The sequence below is a fragment of the Mucilaginibacter gynuensis genome (assembly GCF_039541195.1).
GTDB classification, from domain to species: Bacteria; Bacteroidota; Bacteroidia; order Sphingobacteriales; family Sphingobacteriaceae; genus Mucilaginibacter; species Mucilaginibacter gynuensis.
In genome coordinates this window covers 12,262-31,038 of sequence record NZ_BAABFT010000002.1, presented here as the reverse complement: position 1 = coordinate 31,038, position 18,777 = coordinate 12,262, and the positions used below count along the sequence as shown (strand labels likewise).

At 42.3% G+C, this 18,777-nt stretch carries 15 protein-coding genes; 9 read left to right on the top strand and 6 right to left on the bottom strand.

The window, feature by feature from the left end; all coding sequences use genetic code 11:
• Positions 1-6: 6 nt before the first annotated feature.
• Genes eboE through ABD894_RS03555 form a run of 6 tightly spaced genes read right to left on the bottom strand, consistent with a single transcriptional unit; the run spans position 7 to position 5,632 of the window.
• Complete coding sequence (gene eboE / locus ABD894_RS03580; protein ID WP_345209618.1) at positions 7-1,218, bottom strand: metabolite traffic protein EboE; 1,212 nt, start codon at positions 1,216-1,218, stop codon at positions 7-9.
• A 19-nt stretch (positions 1,219-1,237) separates the two neighbouring features.
• Positions 1,238-2,410 carry a 3-dehydroquinate synthase gene (locus tag ABD894_RS03575; RefSeq protein ID WP_345209617.1) on the bottom strand — a complete coding sequence of 391 codons (1,173 nt, stop codon included), beginning with the start codon at positions 2,408-2,410 and terminating at the stop codon, positions 1,238-1,240.
• 35 nt (positions 2,411-2,445) lie between these two features.
• Positions 2,446-3,300 carry a UbiA-like protein EboC gene (gene eboC / locus ABD894_RS03570; RefSeq protein ID WP_345209616.1) on the bottom strand — a complete coding sequence of 285 codons (855 nt, stop codon included), beginning with the start codon at positions 3,298-3,300 and terminating at the stop codon, positions 2,446-2,448.
• Between the two features lie 38 nt (positions 3,301-3,338).
• Positions 3,339-4,325: a TatD family hydrolase gene (locus tag ABD894_RS03565; protein ID WP_345209615.1), complete on the bottom strand. Its 987-nt coding sequence runs from the start codon at positions 4,323-4,325 to the stop codon at positions 3,339-3,341.
• A gap of 27 nt (positions 4,326-4,352) precedes the next feature.
• Positions 4,353-5,219 (bottom strand): EboA domain-containing protein, encoded by an 867-nt coding sequence (locus ABD894_RS03560; protein WP_345209614.1) that lies wholly within the window; start codon positions 5,217-5,219, stop codon positions 4,353-4,355.
• Between the two features lie 47 nt (positions 5,220-5,266).
• Positions 5,267-5,632 carry a transmembrane 220 family protein gene (locus ABD894_RS03555; protein ID WP_345209613.1) on the bottom strand — a complete coding sequence of 122 codons (366 nt, stop codon included), beginning with the start codon at positions 5,630-5,632 and terminating at the stop codon, positions 5,267-5,269.
• A gap of 289 nt (positions 5,633-5,921) precedes the next feature.
• Between ABD894_RS03555 and ABD894_RS03550 the strand changes: the two genes are divergently transcribed.
• The 9 genes from ABD894_RS03550 (at position 5,922) to ABD894_RS03510 (ending at position 18,684) form a co-directional block, all read left to right on the top strand.
• Positions 5,922-6,503 carry an RNA polymerase sigma factor gene (locus tag ABD894_RS03550; protein ID WP_345209612.1) on the top strand — a complete coding sequence of 194 codons (582 nt, stop codon included), beginning with the start codon at positions 5,922-5,924 and terminating at the stop codon, positions 6,501-6,503.
• 187 nt (positions 6,504-6,690) lie between these two features.
• A complete protein-coding gene (locus ABD894_RS03545) occupies positions 6,691-7,872 on the top strand; it encodes a FecR family protein (protein ID WP_345209611.1) in 1,182 nt (393 codons plus the stop codon).
• 255 nt (positions 7,873-8,127) lie between these two features.
• A complete protein-coding gene (locus tag ABD894_RS03540) occupies positions 8,128-11,484 on the top strand; it encodes a SusC/RagA family TonB-linked outer membrane protein (protein WP_345209610.1) in 3,357 nt (1,118 codons plus the stop codon).
• A gap of 10 nt (positions 11,485-11,494) precedes the next feature.
• On the top strand, positions 11,495-12,970 hold the full coding sequence (locus tag ABD894_RS03535) for a RagB/SusD family nutrient uptake outer membrane protein (protein ID WP_345209609.1): 1,476 nt from the start codon (positions 11,495-11,497) through the stop codon (positions 12,968-12,970).
• An 11-nt stretch (positions 12,971-12,981) separates the two neighbouring features.
• Entirely contained in the window at positions 12,982-13,812 is an 831-nt protein-coding gene (locus ABD894_RS03530; protein ID WP_345209608.1) for a DUF4843 domain-containing protein, read from the top strand.
• A gap of 17 nt (positions 13,813-13,829) precedes the next feature.
• A complete protein-coding gene (locus ABD894_RS03525) occupies positions 13,830-15,251 on the top strand; it encodes a PKD-like family lipoprotein (protein ID WP_345209607.1) in 1,422 nt (473 codons plus the stop codon).
• A gap of 22 nt (positions 15,252-15,273) precedes the next feature.
• A complete protein-coding gene (locus tag ABD894_RS03520; protein ID WP_345209606.1) occupies positions 15,274-16,191 on the top strand; it encodes a hypothetical protein in 918 nt (305 codons plus the stop codon).
• A gap of 56 nt (positions 16,192-16,247) precedes the next feature.
• Positions 16,248-18,122, top strand: a complete 1,875-nt coding sequence (locus ABD894_RS03515) for a protein-disulfide reductase DsbD domain-containing protein (protein ID WP_345209605.1) — start codon at positions 16,248-16,250, stop codon at positions 18,120-18,122.
• A 13-nt stretch (positions 18,123-18,135) separates the two neighbouring features.
• Complete coding sequence (locus ABD894_RS03510) at positions 18,136-18,684, top strand: TlpA family protein disulfide reductase (RefSeq protein WP_345209604.1); 549 nt, start codon at positions 18,136-18,138, stop codon at positions 18,682-18,684.
• The last annotated feature ends 93 nt before the right edge of the window (positions 18,685-18,777 follow it).

The following is an 18,777-nucleotide window of genomic DNA, read 5'->3' as shown; positions in this document are numbered from 1 at the left end:
CGTATTTTATACAAGTTGATTTTTAACCCAGTTTAATTCGCGGATGATAGATTGCGTAAGCGGAGCCTTCAGTTCGTCGGGCAATACCTCCCAGGTATACGTTTCCACCTCTAAGTGTTGGGTGAAAGGCGTGTTCTTAAACCTGTTCAGTACCGTAATAATATCGGTTTGGGTCGATTGCACTTTACCCATATCTTCTACAAAGATAGGCACATGGAAATGCGCGCGCCACTCGTTCACTTCAGGGTTATGGCTATCGGCCAATGCCTCCGGCAAGTCAGGGTAGCGTATCAGCTCGCCACCATTGGTCTTTGCTATCACCTGGTGCAGGTAAGTTGGCTCGTTAAACTTAGCAAGCGCATTGGTTACTAAGTCCCGTTCAGTTACATTAACAGGCAGCAAAGCTTTTAAAGCGGCGCTGATCTGTATCTTACCTACCTTTATCTCTTTCTTATTCAGTTCGTCAATTATCTCGTTATGTGGCTCATAGCCGATAGCAAAGTGGCAAACATCATAACATAAGTTGATATGCTGCTTTATGGCCGCTGTGGCATCAATAGATGGTAGATTGAGTTTTTCGGACAGTGTTACCGTGCCTTGCGGCAGCAGGTCATTCTCAAACCAATCAATAAACTCCGGGCCCGATTCTAAAAAGCCATCCGGTTCGGGTTCAATATCTAAATGCAGCAATACGCCGGTTGCCTGGTATATTTTGTAAAGCTCGGCGGCAACGGTGATGATATTTTTTGTGGCGATCTCTTTCGCGCTGTTTCTTGCTTCGCCCTCGGCATGCCATGGCTTATAGCTTAACGGTGAGGTGGATATGCCACCATCTAAACCGGCAGGCAGCAGTTTAGCCAGAATGTTAAAGAGGCGCAAAGTATAATCTAAACGCTCATCTGTTGTCCAATCGGGAGCATGCACCTGGTCTTTAACTACGGTATGATGAAATCCTCCAAAAGGGAAACCGTTCATGGTGAAAACATATGCGCCGTTATCGCTAAGCCATTGTTTAAACTCCAGCAAATTAGCTTCCTGTTCAAGTAAACCAACGCTGGCAATGTTCGACAGGCGCAGGCCAATGCCCATAGCCTCGTTAGCCGACAAGTCAGACTTTATCACCGGGAAATTGTTTTTCAGGGCTTCGAGGGTTTCGGGCCATGTTTCGGCGGCATGTATATTGGTACAGTAAGTTAAATGTGCAGAACCGATTTTCATAAGTAGATGGTATTAATGCTTAAATATTGTTTTGGTGCAGATCGTATTGCCTGTTGTGCAATATCTGGGCCGATTGCTTTAAAATCGCGGTGTCAATTTCATGTACTTCGGCACCTTCACCTATGGTATTCAGCAGCATAATGGTAAGCTCGCCGCCTAAATGCTCACGAAACTCCTGTAACCCAAGCAGTATCGGGCTATCGTCGCCGGTTACCTGTAAAAGTTCGTGGGTTATTTCAAAACCTAAAGTTTGTATCAGGTTTACTACACGTTCGCTTTCCTCTAATGTTAAACGGCCTGATTGCTGAGAATAAACCGTATCCAACGCGATACCCATAGCAACCGCTTCGCCGTGTTTAACCTCAAAATTGGTAAGGTATTCCAGTTTATGAGCGCTCCAGTGCCCAAAATCTAACGGGCGTGATGAACCGCTCTCAAACGGATCTGCACCGGCAATGTGCTGTAAATGCAGTTGAGCGCATCGCCACACCAGGTAATTCATGGTGGTCATATCACGGCTTACTAACGCGGCAGCGTTTAGCTCAATCCAGTTGAAAAATGCGGCGTCTTTTATCAGCGCGACTTTAATAGCCTCGGATATCCCCGAACGCCAATCGCGATCTGATAACGTAGTTAAAAACTGATCATCATTAAAAACGGCAGCCGGTGTGGCAAACGTTCCTAAAAAGTTCTTTTTACCAAAGTAGTTGATGCTGTTTTTTACGCCGATACCCGAATCATTTTGCGATAGCACCGTAGTAGGGATACGGATGTGCTTTACGCCACGGTGAGCCACCGTAGCGGCATAACCAACCATATCTAAAACAGCGCCGCCACCAATAGCTGCAATGTACGAGTGACGATCGATACCGTAAGTATTTACAGCTTCCAGTATCTGATCGAAATATTGAGTATCATTCTTTACATGTTCACCACCCGGAATCACCAATATATCCTGTACCAGTTGCACAGCGGTATGTCGTTCAAAATAGGATTTTATCTGATCTCTTAAATCTTCATGCGTATCAACTACGCCCTGGTCAACTACAAAGAGGATCTTTCTTAACGCGCCCGATGTGGCAGAACCTTCCAAAAAGTCGTTAAGTAATTGATTGTTGTGCGCGAATAACGACGTGGTGAAGAAAACGTTATAAGTATATTTTATAGTGAATTGCTGTTGCAGATGTTCCATGATGGAGGAATGATCAGTTGTAATTTAAAAATTGATTAGGTGACCGCGAATGTTTTCGACAGCCACATAGATACCGGTAATAAGCACGCTATAACAATAGCCGGTAGTATTGAACTAAATGTAACCGCCCATGAGGCATCCATTAATATTAAGGATATTACCCCGGCTTTTACCGCCTTACCAATGTTTTTGCCAATGGGTTCTTGTATGGCTTTAAGCAAGGGTTTAAATATCATCCAGGCAAATGGCAATAAAAACACCAGCGACCATAGTAAACGGTTATTGGTGTAAGAGAAATAGGTGATAAAACCGATAACCGCGGCATATAAAAACGCGGCGATGTATAAGTTGGTTTTATTACCGCCATGTACTTCTCCACGGCTCGTCATGGTGATAGAAAATATATAGGCCACCGGGGCAATGGCCAGTACATACCAGTGGGCAACGGCTCCGGCAATAATGCTGATGCCCAGTAACAGGTTCAGCCCCCGGCACATACCCATATTAAGCGGCCCGAAGAAAGGATGATGTTTCCCCCATTTATTATATACCAAAGCGCAAACAGATATAGCCGCCGCGAAAATACCCGATGTTTGCGAGCTGATTAAAGCCAATATAATTCCCGCGCCTAATAACACCATCCCTAAAATGGTGGCCTCCTGCAAGCTTACCCTGCCCGATGGTATGGCACGCTCAGGGCGTTCTATCTTATCCAGGTCAGCGTCAAATACATCATTAAACACAATGCCGCCGCCGTATAAACAGGCTGTTGAAATACAAAGCAACAGGGCAGAGGGCCACACCTCAAAAAATGTGCTGCTAAGCACACAGGCAATGGCAATACCCGCCAAAACATCGGCTACCGAGGTAACTATGTTGGCCGGCCTCATAAGCTGTAAGTAAATGAATGCTTTCTTCAAAACTCCTGTTAGCTTATGATGATGGATGATTTATCGATACGTGGTTGTTGCCCGCCGCGCAGGATGCTGTTGCCCTCAAATTTTACGCTTTGATCGATGTTTTTTACTGCGGCAAAATCAGCCTCGTCAATTTGTCCGCTTTGCGCGAACGCGGTAATGGCGTTACGGTAAGTGATCAGTTCAATATCCTGATCGCTTAAACCACGGGCTTTCATCAAGGCCGCGGTTTTTGGCACCGCCAACGGATCACTAATACCCCAATCGGCAGCCGAATTAACCATTATACGTTCCGAGCCATATTGTTTTGCTACCTCAACCATGCGCTCGTTACCCATTTTGGTAAACGGGTAAATAGTGAAAGCCGCCCAAAAACCACGATCTAACACCTCTTTAACTGTTTCTTCATTGTTATGGTCGATGATCACACTATACGGATCGATGCCATGCTCAATGGCGATATCCATGCTGCGCTGGGTTCCTTTCTTTTTATCGCGATGCGGGGTGTGTATTTGCACTGGTAAGCTGGCCTCTTTAGCCAGTTCGAGTTGCAGGCGATAGTATTTTTCTTCGGCAGCGGTTTGATCGTCAAAGCCGATCTCACCTATACCAACCACACCTTCTTTGTAAACAAATAATGGCAGTATTTCCATTACCTGCTCGGCAAGTGCCTCATTATTCGCTTCGCGCGAGTTAAGGCCGATGGTACAATAATGCTTGATACCGAACTGCGACGAACGGAATCTTTCCCAGCCAACCAAACTGCTGTAATAATCTCTAAAACTATCAACACCGGTACGTGGCTGACCCAGCCAAAAGGCGGGTTCAATTAATGCTACCACACCGGCATCGGCCATGGCCTGGTAATCATCAGTAGTGCGCGACGTCATGTGCACATGCGGATCAAAGAAACGCATTCCCTGTACGGCACTTATATCAAAAAACTCGGGTTTTGCGCCCGGTGTTTGCTCCCTGTCTTCAAAATTGCTGCAACACATATCTTTATCTGTTTAATCGTATTCTTTTTATTGGTTGATGAAGCTTTCCCAGTTTGTTTTTTTGCCTGCCGCCGCTTGTAAAACATCGTTTTGATTCAGCAGGTCTTTTGCAGGCTGGTAGTCGCTTTCGGTAATGGCCAGCGCAATAGCTTCTTTTTCGAGGCTATCGTTATTAGCTATACCTATATTAATATCATCAAATATCTTATCGTCAATAAAACGGCCAACTAATCGCCATAGCATCGGGTCGGTTTTACGACCGGCGGCCCAGCGTTCGCGGGCATAATCGCTTAGGGTATGGGCAAGCTCAATATTCGCCCGTTCATCCAAGCCGGTGATCAGGTCGAGCCGTTTTTCGGTGAAGAAAGCTTTCAGCACCAGTTGGTTCCATGCCGGTTGCGGCAGGTTTTCGGCCGGGTAGGGGTTATGGTACATTTGGGCTTCCAGCACAATACCTATATTACTGCGGTTACCTTCGGTACAGCGGTGCACCCATATTTCGGGGTAGGCCAGCAGTGGTAACGCAGAATATAGAGCGACCAACTCGTTCATTTCGGCTGCCAAAAAAAGTGTTTCTATGCTGCGCTGATAGGCACTCTTGTCAGTGGCATCAGGTTGTAACAACAGCCACACCCTTGCCAACCTGTCAACCGACCAACCTTCAATGGAAAAGTTCTTCCGGATAGCAGATAATTCAGCGGCAGTTTCAGTACTGATATTGACGAGGGCCTTACCTGTTTTACGTGGCAGCGCGGCAAACGCGCCATTAAATGCTGCTGCCGATGCAGGTGTACCTGCCTGGGTTTGCAGCCAGCCCCGGGCATCCGGGCTAATATTTTGTATAATAATTTCCGTTAGAGCGGCCTTTAATCTTTCTACATCATAATTAAACATACAAAACAAATAGCAAGTGTTTAATAATTACGGGTTGGTAAATACGGTTAAGCTGCTATATAATTTATAAGCAGTGCGCCCGCAATAATAAGCAATCCAAAAAACTCCCGTGTTTTTTCAATGTAAGGTTTCTCGGCTTGCATGGTTTCAACCAGGCTTGGTTTGTTATATTTTGTTATCCAGTCGCGCACGCCATCTTTAGCGAAGAAAAGCAGGACGGCATATACCAGGTAAAAAGCGATAAGTAATAAATATATTACAGGATAGAACTGGCCAAAAGCCACTAAACCGCAGCAAATAGCGGCACTCAAGTAAATAGGTACCCAAAGCCATGGGTCAACATCGTTTAGGTTGAGATAGGCGAAAACCACAAACGAAAGGCAGAAAATAATGTTTATAATAATCAGGAACATAACTAATTAGCTAAATTAAATGCAGGGATACTTAATAGGTAACCCACCGGTTTTTGCCTTATATGCCGATAGGTTAATAGCAAATTTATGAAATTAACCTTAATACAGGTATCCTGCGAAATCGTTTTATTAGTGTATTAAGGTAATAAGGCACAATTAGCGTCAATATCGCTTAGGTTAATATATATTAGGGTATTGATAAATTGCTTGCAGGCAGCCTGATATTTTATAGAAAATTAACACAGAAATATAAGCAACAACATATAATTTATTACATTGGTAGGGTTGAATGTCAGTGTATAATTTATATAGTGTAGATGATGCCGAATTATTACGGCAGTTAAGTGAGGGAAGCAGGCGCGCGTTTGATAATTTGTATTATAAATATTGGAAACATGTTTACAATGCAGCTTATAAACGCCTCAACAATGCCGACCAGGCGCAGGATGTTGCACAGGATGTTTTTGTACAATTATGGACAAGGGCTTCAACAGCGCCCATTGATAATTTACCGGCCTATTTACTGGTAGCGGCACGTAACGGTGTTTTTAAGCACCTGGAAAAAGAAAGCAGGTACGCGGCCCTGCCCGATACTGCCGACCAATTGAAGAGTGCGCATGGCGAGGCTGATTCGGGCATGTTGCACGAGGAATTTGTGCAGGCTTTTAATGATTTGGTAAACGCGCTGCCCGAACAGCAGCGAATAATATTCAAAATGCGGTACGAAGAAGATCTTTCGAGCCAGCAGATTGCCGAAATTTTGAATTTGTCCCCAAAAACTGTCCGTAATCAAATCGGGAAATCACTGGCTACAATAAAATCATCACTTTTATTGCTCAATATCCTATTCTTCTTTTGTATCGACAAATAGAATACCTGTCAATTTATCTCAAAGAGTAATTTTAAAATCAAGCTAATCCAATAATCCTATCAATCATGGTCTCTATCATAGTCCTTGTATACACTCTATTGTTAATTCTGTTTTAAAAAATTAAAAATATTTTCATTTTGAATGGGCTATTTTCATTTTTACGACTCATGTAGTTATAAAATGATAAATGGAAGAGCTTAACAGACGATATTTTCTGGAAATACTAAAGAAATACAGACTTGGTACCGCCACCGCCGAGGAAGTGAAATTTCTGGAAAAGTACTACGACCTGTTCGAAGTAAACGAAGATCAGATCGCTGCTGAAAACGAACAGGAGTACGATCATATAAAATTGGCCATCAAACAAAATGTTGATGAGCGGGTAGATCAGTTCAATAAGCAATCGCGTATTAGAGGTGTACGTTCGGCATGGGTAAAATACGCTGTGGCAGCATCTGTATTAGTATTTTGCAGCATTGCAGGTTATTTTATGCTGAATAAAAAGCATCATGAGCAAACAGTTCAAACTGCGGTAGATATTAATCCCGGAGGAAATAAGGCCGTGTTGACTTTGGCCAATGGTAAAAAGATTGTACTGGATGATATTGCTAAAGGCGAGATAGCTAAACAAGGCAGTGTGAGCATCTCCAAAACTGCCGATGGACGTATCGTTTATACTGCCGCGGCCGGCGATGCTACTGGAGAAATCAGTCAAAACGTATTTTCAACGCCTAAAGGTGGCCAATACCAGGTTGTACTGCCCGATGGTACTACCGTGCTTTTAAACGCGGCATCTTCATTAACCTACCCATCTGCCTTTACCGGTAACCAACGTTTAGTTACCCTTACCGGCGAAGCTTATTTTGAGGTTACCAAAAACAAGGCGATGCCTTTCAGGGTGAAAACAGGCTTGCAAACCGTGGAGGTATTGGGCACCCACTTCAATATCAATGCCTATCCGGATGAAAGCGTAATAACGACCACACTGGCCGAAGGTTCGGTTAAGGTATCGGTTCCTTACCAGTCGGTAATTATTATTCCGGGGCAACAGGCAGTTGCGGGTAAAACAGCGGTCGCTACTATCGCCAAACACACTATCGATCTGGATAAAGAACTGGCCTGGAAAAATGGGGTATTCTCTTTTGAGAATGATGACATCCGCTCTGTAATGCGGCAGATAGCCCGCTGGTACGATGTAAATGTGGCGTACGAAGGGGTGTTTCCCGCGGATGGCTTTAACGGCGAAATATCCCGCGACAGCAAGCTATCTGAAGTGATAAAAATACTGGAATACAATAACGTGGATATAGCTCTTGATGGGAAAAATATGAAAGTATCCTACAAGGCATCTGCAAGTAAAAAATACTAAACAACTAATTAACTGATTCTTTAACGCTTAAAAATTGCCGATGATAGGAACGCTACATACAATAGTTTAAAACCCCATAATGACAAAAAAAGCCGAAAGCCTCTCACCGCTTTCGGCCCAAAAAAGGTCGAGCAGCAAGATGTTGATGCCAAGCTGCATTTATTAACCCCAATCTTATTCAAAAGTATGAAATTAACTCTTCTTTACAATTCCGTATGCTCAATACGGAGGGTAAAGTGCAAATTATTTATGGTCATGAAATTGACTGTTCTTCTTTTAATTATAGGTTCACTGCATCTTTCGGCAGCCGTTTACTCGCAAAATGTAACCATTTCGCGGCATGATGCCTCTTTGGAAACTATTTTTAAAGATATAAAGAAGCAAACCGGATACCTCTTTTTTTATACCAGCAGTGTAAATGTAAGCACACCAAAACAGGATGTTGAGCTGAAGAATGTACCACTTACCGAAGCGCTTAATACCTGCCTGGCTAACCTTAAGCTTGTATATACCATAGTTGATAAAACGATAGTGATACGTAACCGAGGAGAAGGTGACCCGCAAATAAGCACTGCCGATAAAAAGATACAGGTAAGCGGTAAGGTAATTGAAACCGAAAATAAAAACCCCATTGCCGGGGCTACGGTGTCTGTAAAAAACAATAAAGCTATATGGGCTCAAACCAACGAAAAAGGTGAGTTTAAAATAAATGCCGATGTTGGCGATGTATTAGTGATCAGCTTTTTAGGCTTCAAACCTAAAGAAATTACTTTAGCCGACGGCAAATTTTTACTGATAACTTTAGATGTATCGGTTAAGGTGATGGACGAGATGGTAATTACCGGTTACCAAAGTTTGAAAAAGGAAACATACACAGGTAATTCGGTAACCATTAGTGGCGATGACCTGCGTAAGTTCAACTCACAGAACGTGTTAAAAGGCATACAGGCATCTGATCCATCATTCCGGATATTAGATAACAACCTTGCCGGTTCAAACCCCAATATGTTGCCTAATATAAATGTGCGTGGCGCAACTACACTGCCATCAATTGGCGATGTGGTTAATCGTAACAACCTGGCGAGTACCTATAATTTACCTACGTTTATTTTAGATGGTTTTGAGGTTTCGTTACAAAAAGTTATCGATTTGGATATTAATAGAATTGAAACTGTTACCATTTTAAAAGACGCGGCAGCAACGGCTGTTTACGGTTCACGAGCGGCAAATGGTGTAATGGTGATTACTACCAGGGCACCTAAAGCCGGGCAGCTACAGCTTACCTACAATACCGAGCTAAATGTAAGCGCACCTGATTTAACAGATTACCATGTACTTAACGCAAAAGATAAACTTGAATACGAAAAGCTTGCCGGACTGTATGAATATGGCGGTATATCTGCCGGTTCAATGCAGGATTTGCAGAATAGCTACTATAGCAAACTGAAAAATGTGGTAAGCGGTGTTAACACCTATTGGCTGTCGCAACCGCTGCGAAATTCGTACGGACAAAAACACTCTATTTACGCGCAAGGGGGCGATACTTCGTTCAGGTATGGTATTGACCTGCGTTACCAAACCAACCCGGGGGTAATGAAGGGATCTGACCGTACACGTTATACAGGTGGTATGAGTTTTACCTATAATCCTTCAAAAAAGCTGATCTTGCGAAATGATTTAAGCATTAGCCAGGTAAGTGCCAACAACTCAAAATATGGTGATTTCTCTACCTATGTTTACATGAACCCGTATTACCCTATAACTGACGATAACGGCAAACTTATTCGTGAAATTGCCAATTGGGTGGTTGATACAAAACAGAATGCACCGGGTAAACCACAATATGTAAATCAGCCGGTTTATAACCCGCTGTATGAATCAACACTGGGTAATTTTGATAAAACGTCTTATCTCGAGTTAATTGATGCTTTTTCTGTTGACTGGACCATGGCTCCCTCACTACGCTTAAAAGGGGTAATGAGTGTTACTAAAACCAAAACCACGGCAGATAAATTTGCCTCTCCATTAAACAATGAGTTTTTTGAGGGGCCGGCTAATGAAATACAATACCGGGGACGTTACAATTATGCAAGTAATGATCTTTTGGCTTTAGATGGTAACGTACGTTTAATATATAATAAACAGATCGGCGATCATTCACTCAACTTTGCGGCAGGTGTTAACGTAACATCTGATAAAGTTGACAATAAATCGTTTGAAGCCCGTGGTTTTACCAATGACAGGTTTACCAATATTGGCTTTGCACGTACCTATACACCCGGCGGTGCGCCCGGCGGTAATGTTACTTTGAGCAGATTGATCGGTTCTTTCTTTTCGGGTAACTACTCATACAAAAACAAATACCTCCTTGATGTGAGCTACCGGCTCGACGGTTCTTCGGCTTTTGGCAGCGAACGCCGCTTTGCACCCTTTTACAGCGGTGGCCTGGGCTGGAATATCCATCGTGAGCCATTTATGGCCAATACATCCATATCAAGGCTTAAGTTAACAGCCACTGCCGGTTTAACAGGGTCGGTAAACTTTCCGGCCTATCTGTCAAAATCAATATATTCCTATCAAACTGCTAATTGGTATTCAACAGGTATAGGCGCGTTGGTAAATGGTTATGGTAACGAAAACCTGGAGTGGCAAAAAACAATCGACTTTGACCTTGGCCTGGATATCGGTTTCTTTAAAGATCGTTTATTGATTAACCCCAGATATTATCATAAACTCACCAAAGGTTTGGTAACCGATATTAACCTGGCACCATCTACCGGTTTTACTACTTATAAAGAAAACCTTGGCGATATGCTTAACGAGGGCTATGAATTATACCTAACCGTTAATGCTTACCGCTCAAAAGACTGGAATATTAATTTGGTGGGTAACCTTGCCCACAATACCAATAAAATAGTAAAAATTGCTAACTCGCTTAAAGCTTATAATCAACTGATAGACGACCTTCAGCAAAACGAAGATAACGGACTGGCGAGTACACCACTATTGCGTTACCAGGAAGGGCAATCATATAATACTATCTACGCGGTAAAATCATTAGGTATTGATCCGGAAAATGGAAAAGAAATCTTTGTAAAAAAAGATGGCTCATTAACCTACGTGTATGATATAAAAGATACCCAGCCGGTAGGAGATGCTACACCTAAGGTAGCAGGTAATTTTGGTGGTAATATTACTTATAAGCAATTTCAACTAAGCTTTAGCCTGTATTACAGGCTGGGTGGCCAAATGTATAACCAAACATTGGTTGATAGGGTAGAGAACGCGAATCCGCGCTTTAATGTTGATCGCCGCGCGCTTGATGAAAAATGGAAGAAACCCGGGGATGTTACCTTTTATAAAAACATTGCCGATCAGGGTGTCACCTTCGCTTCATCGCGTTTTGTACAAAAGGAGAATTTGGTTGAATTACAATCAGTTAATTTTTCATACGACCTGAAAAAGGACGTTGCAAAAAAGATAGGGTTACAAAGCTTGAGGCCTTCTATTACGCTTAATGATGTGTTTCGTACTTCAAGTATTGAAATTGAGCGAGGTATCAACTACCCATTTGCACGCAACGTAACATTCTCATTATTGGCATCATTTTAATATTACATAAATGAAGAAGTTTATATATATAATAACAACCCTGCTGGTATTTACATCATGTAATAAGTTTTTGGATGTAAAGCCGGAATCGGAAATAGATAAGACAGAACTGTTTACTACAGAAGCTGGTTTTAAGGAGGCGTTGAACGGTGTATATACACTGTGCGCTTCGGCAACACTCTATGGTGAAAGCCTCACATTCGGTAACCTCGATATCATGGCGCAAAACTATGATTTTACTGATATAGGCTATCGTAAAATTGCCAGCTTTGATTACAGCTACCCCGACATGGTAAGCTGGAGCTATAATACCTGGGTAACACAATATCGTGCCATCGCTAATTGCAATAACATACTCGAAAATATCGATGCTAAAAAATCACTTTTTAATGGTGATAATTACGAACTTATAAAAGGCGAGGCCTTAACCTTACGTGCTTACCTGCATTTTGATTTGCTGCGCCTTTACGCGCCATCCTATAAAAGTAATCCAACGGCTAAAGCCATACCTTATGTAACAACTGTAAGCACAAAAAGCACTAAATTTTCAACCGTTACCGAGGTTTTAAATAAGGCAATTGATGACCTTAATGCAGCCAAAATATTGCTCAAAACTGCCGATCCGATAAATAATGGCTACACCGTTGGTTATCCGGATGATGCCGGCAATCCGGAGGTGAACAATGCTGATCTGTTTTTGCAAAACAGGCGCCATCGTATGAATTACTTTACCGTATGTGGCGAACTTGCGCGTATCTATTTGTATAAGAACGATATACCCAATAGTTTATTAAATGCTAAAGAAGTAATTGATTCTCAAAAATTTCCGCATACCGCTAAAACTGACTTTAACGAAACTGATATCGCCAAAAAAGACCGGATATTTTATAAAGAGCTGATCACGGCCTGGTATATCAATGATAATGTTGACATAAAGCAGGATTTGGTTAAGCTGTACATTAATGATAATCCAAAGCTAATGCCAACATCTGATCAGATTGATGATATTTATGAAAAGGATTTTGCCGGAGGGCTTGACTGGCGCTATAAACAGTGGTTCTTTAAAACTACCATAGGCTCAAATGGCACTGAACGTGCTTTATTGCAAAAATACATCAGCAATACTATCCCCGTAAAAAATCGTCATCCGTTGGTAGCGCCTGCTATGCGCCTTAGCGAAATGTATTATATAGCAGCCGAAGCCAGTTTTGATACCAACCCAATGCAGGCAGTTGAGTATTATAATACCATGCGTATAAGCCGTGGTATAGAAGATAATCTTACCAACGCCGGAAGCAAAAATGAATTTATTGAATTGCTTATAAAAGAAGCCCGTAAGGAGTTTTATGGAGAAAGCCAGATATTTTATATGTATAAACGGTTAAATCATCCGGTTAAGATATCTCCAACACAAAACTACCCCGCGTCCGACAAGATTTTTGTGTTGCCGATACCGGTTGATGAAGGCGCGTACAATAACAATTAACATACACAACGATGAAAAGAAATATATTTTTTATGCTGCTTGCATGCACGTTATTGTATGCCTGTAAAAAAGATACCAAGCTGTTATACAACTCGCCCGATAATATTTATCTGGATTATCCAACCACGGATACTATAACCTACTCGTTTGCCTACTCTGTTGGTTTAGCGCAGGATACCGTTTGGATACCTGTTAAAATATCGGGTAAAAGGATATCGCAGGACAGGAACTTTGAGATGAACATAATTGCAAATGCAACTACTGCTACGCAAGGCTTACACTACGAGGCCCTGAAATCATCTTATAAAATGCCGGCTGATTCCGGTGTGGTGCATGTGCCTGTCATCCTGAAAAATACAGACGCTGCGCTGGAGAGCAAATCTGTTTACTTAACACTGCGTGTTACAGGCGGCAGCGATTTTCAAATACAGCTTGCCGATAGTTTGCGTACAAAAACACTGCTGTTCTCTAACCGTTTAGAAAAACCGGACTGGTGGAATATAAAATGGGCAGATCAGATAGGCGATTACAGCCGCGTTAAGCACCAGTTATTTTTAATTACATCAGGCACTCGCGATTTGATCAACCTATTTTACGGCGACCCTAATTTTCAGATACCGCGTAACTTGTATTACATAGAAAACACAAGGACATTTTTAAAAGATCCCTTCACCTGGGTTACCAATCATCCTGATAAAGGATATATGCTAACCAAAATTACAGGATCTGAAGATTACAATTTTTACAATGTTGCTTCGCCCGACAAGAAGTTTTTGTTTAAGTATTTTTCAAACAACCAATACTTTTTTATTGACGAGAACGGTGGCCAGATTAAGTTTTAATCAATCAAATTATTATCATGAAGTGTAAATCAATACTTATATATATACTTTTTATCATTTCTTTTTCTTCCTGCAAAAAAGACCTGGGCAACTATAACTACTCGCCGCCAACCGAACCGGTAGTAGTGAATTTTAAGGACAACACCTTTGATGCATTAGTTGGTGATACCCTGGTGCTGCAGCCATATGTTGAATTAAAAGGTGCCGACCCAATTAAAGACCTTACTTATGATTGGGAGATTATTGTTGAAGAAGAGGCACGTGCCGATCATTATACAGGTTATCCCCTTATATTGGTTTATAACCTGGCACCAAGGGTACGTACAGCAAAATTAACCATTACCGATAAGCGTAACAATATTAAATACTTTTATCCTTTTAAAATATCGGGTAATACCCGGTTTTCAAAAGGCTTTACCGTGTTAAGTGTTGATGGCGGCATTACCAAACTATCGTTTATAAAACCGGATAGTGTAACGGTGATCAGTAACCTGTACTTTGCCCTGCACGGCGAAAATTTACCAAGCAAACCCCTCCAGTTATTTGCAAGGCCTTACCCTTATCAGCCGGGTACTGCCGAAGACTATTGGGTAATAAGCGGCGATAAGGATCAGCAAAGCGTAATCATTAATGGTAGCACTATGCTGCGCAAAAGGTATTTTAAAGATCATTTTTTTGCACCGCCCGCCACTATTGCGCCTGAATATTTTGAGGCTGCGAAAGGTACTGCAACAGGCATAATTAATGGTAAGCTATATATCAGTATTACCCAAACCGCACCATTTGCAGAGGATTGGGGAAAATTCTCTAATCCGCAGTCCGGCGATTATGTTTTATCGCCATATTACTCAAACACCAATAACTTTTACTTCGGTTTTGATAAAAAAACGCATGCCTTTGTATCATTCAGCAATACCGGTAACTATTTAGGATCGGAATACACGGTTAACGGAAACAAGTTCGACCCTAAAAACCTTGGCGCCGGCGAACTGCTGTTTATGAACGCTGTACCCGGTACTACTTATGCCTTTTATAAAACAGAAGATGGTACTGTAAATGAGTTGTCGTTTAGTATTGATATGAATGAATATTTTACTAAAAGGGTCATCAGTCCGTCTTATAAACGTGTGTTTAAAGGGGCTTCATTAATAAATGCCGATACCAAATGGCAACGCTCAGATGTTGACCTGTTCTACTTCACCTCAAACGACAAGATATACCGCTTTAACCCTATAAATGAGGATTTACGAGTATTGCCGGTTGATTTTGGTGGTAAAAAAGTAAGTATGCTTAAGCTCAATGGCGATGGTACCGAACTTACAGCCGGTATTGAGGGAGCATTGATACTAATAGACGTTAGCGTTGGCTCAAATTTTAAAACTATAAAAACCATTAACGGCATACCGGGCACACCTGTTGATGTTGTATCAAAAAACTAAACCTTATCATTTTAAACAGATCATGAAATTTATAAAGAGTTTAATATTGCCGGTGAGCCTGCTGATGGCTGTGTTGGTAATAGCATCATGCAGTAAATCGAAAAGCAAAACTGATGAAGTAGAAATTGACCCGGAAGGTGCTCCGCCCAAAGTATGGAAGGAACACTGGGGATACCATCACCAGGTGCTAAACAGGGTGTATTATGATGATCATCTTGCTTTGTACTACGATAATAACATGGACAGGTCAATTACCTGGTTAAACAAGGCCATGTCTGATTCATGGGCTTATGTTATTGAAAACTATGGCGCTTTCGGTACTGATAAACGCTTGTTTGTAATATGCCATAAAACGGTAGATACTACCAATAATTTAGGCGGCGGTCACCCGGCATCATACATGGATGCATCGCACGACAACCGTAACGTAATTGATAACGGCTTGGGCAGCTGGACATACCCAACCGGTGAACAGATCGGTTTACCTATCCACGAGATCGGCCATATCGTGGCAAACGCGTCATTCGGCAGGCAGCATGAGGACCAGAACATTTGGGGGGATAGCAAATTCGCCGAAATATTTGTTTACGACGTATTGCTGCACATTGGCAGGGAAGATGAAGCTTCACGGGAATATTACCAGATGCAAAACACTTACGATACCTTTCCGCGGCCAAATACACAATGGTTTAAAAACTGGTTTTATCCCATCTACAAAAAATACGGTGGCGGTAAATTACTAAGCCGCTACTTTGAAATACTCTCGAAAAATGTGGAGAACAGGGATTTGAACTGGGGCGAGTTCATCCACTTTTGGAGCGGCGCGGCAGGAGCCAATCTCAAAGAACAGGCAACCATCGCTTTCGGCTGGCCGGATGAATGGGAAACGCAGTTCAGGCAGGCTCAAAAAGACTTTCCGAACGTAAAATATAATTATTAAACAGGTTAAATTTAACTTGTTGTGCCAGATCAAATAATAAGCTTTAATAATTGTTTATGAAAAAGTTACTGTTAGTACTATTGTCGGTTTTTACCCTGATGCAGGCCAAGGCCGATGGGGGTAAAGCACCTGCGAAAAAGATCTCGCTGCGGGTGCTGTATGTGGGCTATGATCCACGGAAACCCATGCCTGAAAAATTGGTCTATTACATGACCACCGATGACAGGTATGCCGAGATCTACAAAAACAGGATGCCTGATTTTAAGGCTTTTTTGCAAAACAACTTTACTAATGTTGGTGTGGTTGATGTGGCCGATTACAAAGCCGAAATGTCAAACCTCTACGATGTAACTATTGTGGATGCCGGGCCAATTCAGTTGCCTGCCAATTTCGATAGGCCAACCATACTGATAGCGGCTATGGCGCCTAATGTGGGTTTGCCTATCGGTTTAAAGTTTGATTGGTACTGCCAGTGCCTGGATGACGAAGCCTTAAACGTACGTACCCAGCACCCCATTTTTAATACGCCTAACAAGGTAAACCTAACCATGGTTACCAAACCCACGCCCGAGTCGTTTTTTAACGGCTACCAGGCACTTACAACACCTAAGCAAATGCCGCGCTGGAAGGTGGTTACCGAAGGTTTTTCTACCAATACCAAATACCTCATCGGTATGGTTTCGCATGGCGAAGGCTTTGACGATTCGCCTGATGCAGAGGCTATTTCGGGTGGTGTTTGCTTGAAAAATGCCGAAGCTGTAGCTTTAGGCCGTCAGGGTAATTACTTTATGTGGGGTTTTGCGGGCTCGCCCAATTTTATGACGGACGAAGCCAAACTGGTTTTCATAAACACCGTTTGCTACATTAAAAAATATGATCATAAACCTGCTATCGTTAAAAAGGTACAGATAGAAAGCCGCGGCGGTATCGACGAAAAGATATACCGGTTGGATGAAAAGCAGTATAAAGTAGCCATCGCATCGCGTATTGAGGGTAACAAGCGCATGCTTAAATTACAGCAGGACCTGCGTGATAAGCAAGCTAAGGGAGAGGATATTGGTCGTGCCAATGAGATGTTTTTGAAAATGCCGGTGACTAACGATACGCAATCATTTGAGGATTACCTTAAAGGCTACGCCTCACCCGAATTATTCGCCCAGTTTGGAACTAACACGGCTTTGTATCACAAATACTATCGTGATAACTACGAATACTTTTACCCTTCCGATGCATACTCGCTGCAACTGGATACCGATGCGCAAAAGTTAGGCATATCAAACCGCAGTACCGCTATATTAGATAAGAGCATCAAAATGCTGGAAAGCAATGAAGATGCCGCTATGGCACAACACATTTTAGAACGTTATACTACCGAAAAATTCACTATTGCCACCGAATGGAGAAATTGGTTCGATAAAAACAAAAATAACCTGTTCTTCACTGAAGCGGGCGGATTTAAGTTTATGGTGAACACTTACGGCGATTTATCAATGATACGCAAGCCTGCAAAAATTGAATTAGCAGCCGAAACCACCGCTGTTGCACCAAGCCTGAAAGATCCGGTGATTGTAACTGCCCGCATTGCACCCGGTAAAGAAAAAGGCAGCAGCCAAATAACAGTGAATGCCAACATATTAAAAGGCTGGCATATCTACGCTTATATGCCTAAAGAAAGTCCTTTCATCCAAACTGAAACCCTGCTCGAACTCCCGGCAGGAGCGAAGCAGCAAGGCGACTGGCAAACCTCGGCCCCGGTTGCCTTTGAGGGGGGTGAGGGCATATTCGTATTTGAAGATAATGCCTCATTTACCATAACGGTGAATAATGCTAAGGTTGGTTCGGTGATAAAGTGCGGTTTGTACTACCAGGTATGTGATAAAAACAAATGCCTGCAACCAACAAAGAAGCTGATTGATGTTAAGGTGTTGTAAATCATTTGTATATATGAAATTTTTCAAGCTGGCAGCAGTTGTTTTACTTGTCTTTAACATAGCGACCTTTAGAGTGCATGCAGTCGAAAGTGTGCATGCGCACAAATACAATACAAATAGATTACTGTGTGATAGTACAAAGACTACAATTTTTTCGGCCTTTGAATACGCGGATACAGCGGGGCGTAAACAAACGCTTAATTCCATTAAGGGTAAAAAGGCCACGTTGGTAGTTTTTTGGGCAAGCTGGTGTTTCCCTTGCCGAAAGGAGATCCCGGCTTTAAAGGAGCTTTACAGCAAATACAAAGATAAAGGCCTGTCTATAGTAAGTATTTCGGTTGATGAAAAAGTATCGGCCTGGAAAAAAGCGGTTAGCCAGGAAAAGATGCCCTGGGTTAACCTTGCCGATCCGGGTAAGGCCGCGGGCATCAGCACAAAGTATAATTTAAGCGGTGTACCCGCCATGTTCCTGTTAGATGCCGATAACAATATCCTGCTTACCGATCCCGATTTGGCAGCAGCCGAAGCGAGTATCAATCAGCAGGTAAATGCCAATAAATAGCCTAAACCGATTCGTTCTTTATAGTTAATTAGTTTCCCGGCATCATGTGTGGTTTGATGCCGGGTTTTTTACACATCGTTTAATAATAACACC